The sequence below is a fragment of the Affinundibacterium amnicola genome (assembly GCF_014284275.1).
Taxonomy (GTDB): Bacteria; Pseudomonadota; Gammaproteobacteria; order Burkholderiales; family Burkholderiaceae_D; genus Undibacterium; species Undibacterium amnicola.
The window spans coordinates 1-5,509 of the sequence record NZ_JACOFU010000015.1; the positions used below are offsets into that span (position 1 = coordinate 1).

2 tRNA genes and 3 rRNA genes are annotated in these 5,509 nt (G+C 49.3%); all 5 read right to left on the bottom strand.

Annotated features, from left to right (window positions below):
* Window positions 1–26: 26 nt before the first annotated feature.
* Window positions 27–139, bottom strand: a 5S ribosomal RNA gene (gene rrf / locus H8K33_RS19595).
* A gap of 189 nt (window positions 140–328) precedes the next feature.
* Window positions 329–3,200, bottom strand: a 23S ribosomal RNA gene (locus tag H8K33_RS19600).
* A 399-nt stretch (window positions 3,201–3,599) separates the two neighbouring features.
* Window positions 3,600–3,676 (bottom strand) — tRNA-Ile (locus H8K33_RS19605).
* Between the two features lie 28 nt (window positions 3,677–3,704).
* Window positions 3,705–3,780: transfer RNA gene (locus H8K33_RS19610), tRNA-Ala, on the bottom strand.
* A gap of 119 nt (window positions 3,781–3,899) precedes the next feature.
* Window positions 3,900–5,434, bottom strand: a 16S ribosomal RNA gene (locus H8K33_RS19615).
* Together the 16S, 23S and 5S rRNA genes with 2 tRNA genes alongside form the textbook arrangement of a ribosomal RNA operon.
* Window positions 5,435–5,509 lie beyond the last annotated feature (75 nt).

Here is a 5,509-nt window from a genome sequence, read left to right on the forward strand (position 1 = left end):
TGAATCAGGGGCGATGCGGAATAAGAGCCTGACGATGACCTACTTTCACACTGGTTGCAGCACTATCATCGGCGCAAAGTCGTTTCACGGTCCTGTTCGGGATGGGAAGGTGTGGTACCAACTTGCTATAGTCATCAGGCATAACTTGTTGATTTGTTGTGGCTCACGTTGTTTTGTGAATCGCAACAAATCCAATTGGGAAGAAGTATGACGGTGTTACCGTCAGAAATAATCGGTTGTGATCGCTCAAACTTACGTTTAGCACACACTATTGTAATACTTGTCGTAGTTACTGATTTTCATCAGATCTATAACTGACCAAAGTTATAGGGACAAGCCTTACGGGCAATTAGTACTGGTTAGCTTAATGCATTACTGCACTTCCACACCCAGCCTATCAACGTCCTGGTCTCGAACGACCCTTTAAAGAGATCAAGTCTCTGGGAAGTCTCATCTTAAGGCGAGTTTCCCGCTTAGATGCTTTCAGCGGTTATCTCTTCCGAACATAGCTACTCGGCAATGCCACTGGCGTGACAACCGATACACCAGAGGTTCGTCCACTCCGGTCCTCTCGTACTAGGAGCAGCCCCCTTCAAACTTCCAACGCCCACGGCAGATAGGGACCAAACTGTCTCACGACGTTTTAAACCCAGCTCACGTACCACTTTAAATGGCGAACAGCCATACCCTTGGGACCGGCTACAGCCCCAGGATGTGATGAGCCGACATCGAGGTGCCAAACTCCCCCGTCGATATGAACTCTTGGGAGGAATCAGCCTGTTATCCCCAGAGTACCTTTTATCCGTTGAGCGATGGCCCTTCCATACAGAACCACCGGATCACTATGTCCTACTTTCGTACCTGCTCGACTTGTCAGTCTCGCAGTTAAGCACGCTTATGCCATTGCACTATCGTCACGATGTCCGACCGTAACTAGCGTACCTTCGAACTCCTCCGTTACACTTTGGGAGGAGACCGCCCCAGTCAAACTGCCTACCATGCACTGTCCCCGACCCAGATAATGGGCCAAGGTTAGAACCTCAAACAAACCAGGGTGGTATTTCAAGGATGGCTCCACGAGAACTGGCGTCCCCGCTTCAAAGCCTCCCACCTATCCTACACAGATTGGTTCAAAGTCCAATGCAAAGCTACAGTAAAGGTTCATGGGGTCTTTCCGTCTAGCCGCGGGTAGATTGCATCATCACAAACATTTCAACTTCGCTGAGTCTCGGGAGGAGACAGTGTGGCCATCATTACTCCATTCGTGCAGGTCGGAACTTACCCGACAAGGAATTTCGCTACCTTAGGACCGTTATAGTTACGGCCGCCGTTTACTGGGACTTCAATCAAGAGCTTGCACCCCATCATTTAATCTTCCAGCACCGGGCAGGAGTCACACCCTATACGTCCACTTTCGTGTTTGCAGAGTGCTGTGTTTTTATTAAACAGTTGCAGCCACCAGTTTATTGCAACCCTTTCATCCTTCCCCCGCAGGGGGGTCAAACTACCAGGGCGTACCTTATCCCGAAGTTACGGTACCAATTTGCCGAGTTCCTTCTCCCGAGTTCTCTCAAGCGCCTTAGAATACTCATCTCGCCCACCTGTGTCGGTTTGCGGTACGGTCTCGTATGACTGAAGCTTAGAGGCTTTTCTTGGAACCACTTCCGATTGCTTCGTGAACAAGTTCACTCGTCTCAACCCCTTGAATTATGTACCCGGATTTGCCTAAGTACCTTCTACAAGTCAAGAACAGGCTCTTCCAACCGCCTGACAACCTTCCGCGATCCGTCCCCCCATCGCATCATACGACGGTGCAGGAATATTAACCTGCTTCCCATCAGCTACGCATCTCTGCCTCGCCTTAGGGGCCGACTCACCCTGCTCCGATGAACGTTGAACAGGAAACCTTGGGCTTACGGCGTGGGAGCTTTTCACTCCCATTATCGCTACTCATGTCAGCATTCGCACTTCTGATACCTCCAGCATCCGTTACCAGACACCTTCGCAGGCTTACAGAACGCTCTCCTACCATATCCTTACGGATATCCGCAGCTTCGGTGTATAGCTTAGCCCCGTTACATCTTCCGCGCAGGACGACTCGATCAGTGAGCTATTACGCTTTCTTTAAAGGGTGGCTGCTTCTAAGCCAACCTCCTGACTGTTTTAGCCTTCCCACTTCGTTTTCCACTTAGCTATACTTTGGGACCTTAGCTGGCGGTCTGGGTTGTTTCCCTCTTGACACCGGACGTTAGCACCCGATGTCTGTCTCCCAAGCTCGCACTCAACGGTATTCGGAGTTTGCAATGGTTTGGTAAGTCGCGATGACCCCCTAGCCATAACAGTGCTCTACCCCCGTTGGTGATACTTGAGGCACTACCTAAATAGTTTTCGGAGAGAACCAGCTATTTCCAAGTTTGTTTAGCCTTTCACCCCTACCCACAGCTCATCCCCTAATTTTTCAACATTAGTGGGTTCGGACCTCCAGTACCTGTTACGGCACCTTCATCCTGGCCATGAGTAGATCACTTGGTTTCGGGTCTACACCCAGCGACTGTCGCCCTATTCGGACTCGATTTCTCTACGGCTTCCCTATACGGTTAACCTTGCCACTGAATGTAAGTCGCTGACCCATTATACAAAAGGTACGCAGTCACGGAACAAGTCCGCTCCTACTGTTTGTATGCACACGGTTTCAGGTTCTATTTCACTCCCCTTCCGGGGTTCTTTTCGCCTTTCCCTCACGGTACTGGTTCACTATCGGTCGATATCGAGTATTTAGCCTTGGAGGATGGTCCCCCCATGTTCAGACAGGATTTCACGTGTCCCGCCCTACTTGTCGCATACTTAGTTCCACAAAGATCATTTCGTGTAAGGGGCTATCACCCTCTATGGCCGGAGTTTCCAATCCGTTCCACTATGAAATCTGCTAAATCATGCAGGCTCTTCCCATTTCGCTCGCCACTACTTTGGGAATCTCGGTTGATTTCTTTTCCTGTAGCTACTTAGATGTTTCAGTTCGCCACGTTCGCTTTGCAACCCTATGTATTCAGGTTGCAATGACCTTACGGCCGGGTTTCCCCATTCGGAAATCTGCGGATCAAAGTGTGTTTGCTCACTCCCCGCAGCTTATCGCAAGCTACTACGTCCTTCATCGCCTGATATCGCCAAGGCATCCACCATGTGCACTTAGTCACTTGTCCCTATAACTTTGATTTCTAGTGTCTGATTTGATTGCTCATTTCAGGTTCATCACTAAAAAGTAGTTATAGTTCTTTACTACTATATGAGTATTACTTTAGCGTTTGCCGTAGCTCAAGTATCTTTGTATTTTAATTGCGACTCTCTATTGCTAAATCATCGCTACTTGGATTACTTTTACTACTTTGTTTGTTTGATACAATCACAACCCTTCCATAAATTTCATTCATCACTTCCGTGATAAACTCCTTTACGAAATAAATTTTGATTATTTCTACTTTACTTCTTCTCAATTGTTAAAGAACGATACTTCTCAATTACTTTGCTTTCGATTTGAAAGAACAAATCTCAATAGCGCTCGCGCTACTCACATTTGTTATTTCTTGATCTCTCGATCGATTTGGTAGGGCTGGTTGGGCTCGAACCAACGACCCCCGCGTTATCAACACGGTGCTCTAACCAGCTGAGCTACAGCCCCAGTCAATTACCACTAGTCTTACTTAACTTGGTGGAGGTTACCGGGCTCGAACCGATCACCCCCTGCTTGCAAAGCAGGTGCTCTACCAGATGAGCTAAACCCCCATTCGTTTTACAACTTAACCGGGCAAATCTCGAACAAGCCACTATCACTAGCGCTTCTTCTGCGTTCTTTATCATTAACAGTCAATAAGTGTGGACACTCAACATTTAGCGCACTCTAGAAAGGAGGTGATCCAGCCGCACCTTCCGATACGGCTACCTTGTTACGACTTCACCCCAGTCACGAACCCCGCCGTGGTAAGCGCCCTCCTTACGGTTAAGCTACCTACTTCTGGCGAAACCCGCTCCCATGGTGTGACGGGCGGTGTGTACAAGACCCGGGAACGTATTCACCGCGACATGCTGATCCGCGATTACTAGCGATTCCAACTTCATGTAGTCGAGTTGCAGACTACAATCCGGACTACGATACACTTTCTGGGATTAGCTCCACCTCGCGGTTTGGCAGCCCTCTGTATGTACCATTGTATGACGTGTGAAGCCCTACCCATAAGGGCCATGAGGACTTGACGTCATCCCCACCTTCCTCCGGTTTGTCACCGGCAGTCTCATTAGAGTGCTCAACTTAATGTAGCAACTAATGACAAGGGTTGCGCTCGTTGCGGGACTTAACCCAACATCTCACGACACGAGCTGACGACAGCCATGCAGCACCTGTGTATTGGTTCTCTTGCGAGCACTCCCAAATCTCTTCGGGATTCCAACCATGTCAAGGGTAGGTAAGGTTTTTCGCGTTGCATCGAATTAATCCACATCATCCACCGCTTGTGCGGGTCCCCGTCAATTCCTTTGAGTTTTAATCTTGCGACCGTACTCCCCAGGCGGTCTACTTCACGCGTTAGCTGCGTTACCAAGACAATTAAGTCCCGACAACTAGTAGACATCGTTTAGGGCGTGGACTACCAGGGTATCTAATCCTGTTTGCTCCCCACGCTTTCGTGCATGAGCGTCAGTGTTATCCCAGGGGGCTGCCTTCGCCATCGGTATTCCTCCACATATCTACGCATTTCACTGCTACACGTGGAATTCTACCCCCCTCTGACACACTCTAGCCATACAGTCTCAAATGCAGTTCCCAGGTTGAGCCCGGGGATTTCACATCTGACTTATATAACCGCCTGCGCACGCTTTACGCCCAGTAATTCCGATTAACGCTTGCACCCTACGTATTACCGCGGCTGCTGGCACGTAGTTAGCCGGTGCTTATTCTTCAGGTACCGTCATTAGCAATCTGTATTAGAGACTACCGTTTCTTCCCTGACAAAAGAGCTTTACAACCCGAAGGCCTTCTTCACTCACGCGGCATTGCTGGATCAGGCTTGCGCCCATTGTCCAAAATTCCCCACTGCTGCCTCCCGTAGGAGTCTGGACCGTGTCTCAGTTCCAGTGTGGCTGGTCGTTCTCTCAAACCAGCTACTGATCGTCGCCTTGGTGAGCCTTTACCTCACCAACTAGCTAATCAGATATCGGCCACTCCATGAGCATGAGGTCTTGCGATCCCCCACTTTCCACCTTAGTGCGTATGCGGTATTAGCGTAACTTTCGCTACGTTATCCCCCACTCTAGGGTATGTTCCGATATATTACTCACCCGTTCGCCACTCGCCACCAGACCGAAGTCCGTGCTGCCGTTCGACTTGCATGTGTAAGGCATGCCGCCAGCGTTCAATCTGAGCCAGGATCAAACTCTTCAGTTTAATCTCTGTTACTTGTTTCCATTTCTGGAATTCGTTCTTTCGAACGAGTCGCTCACTCAAAATACTGACAGTTGC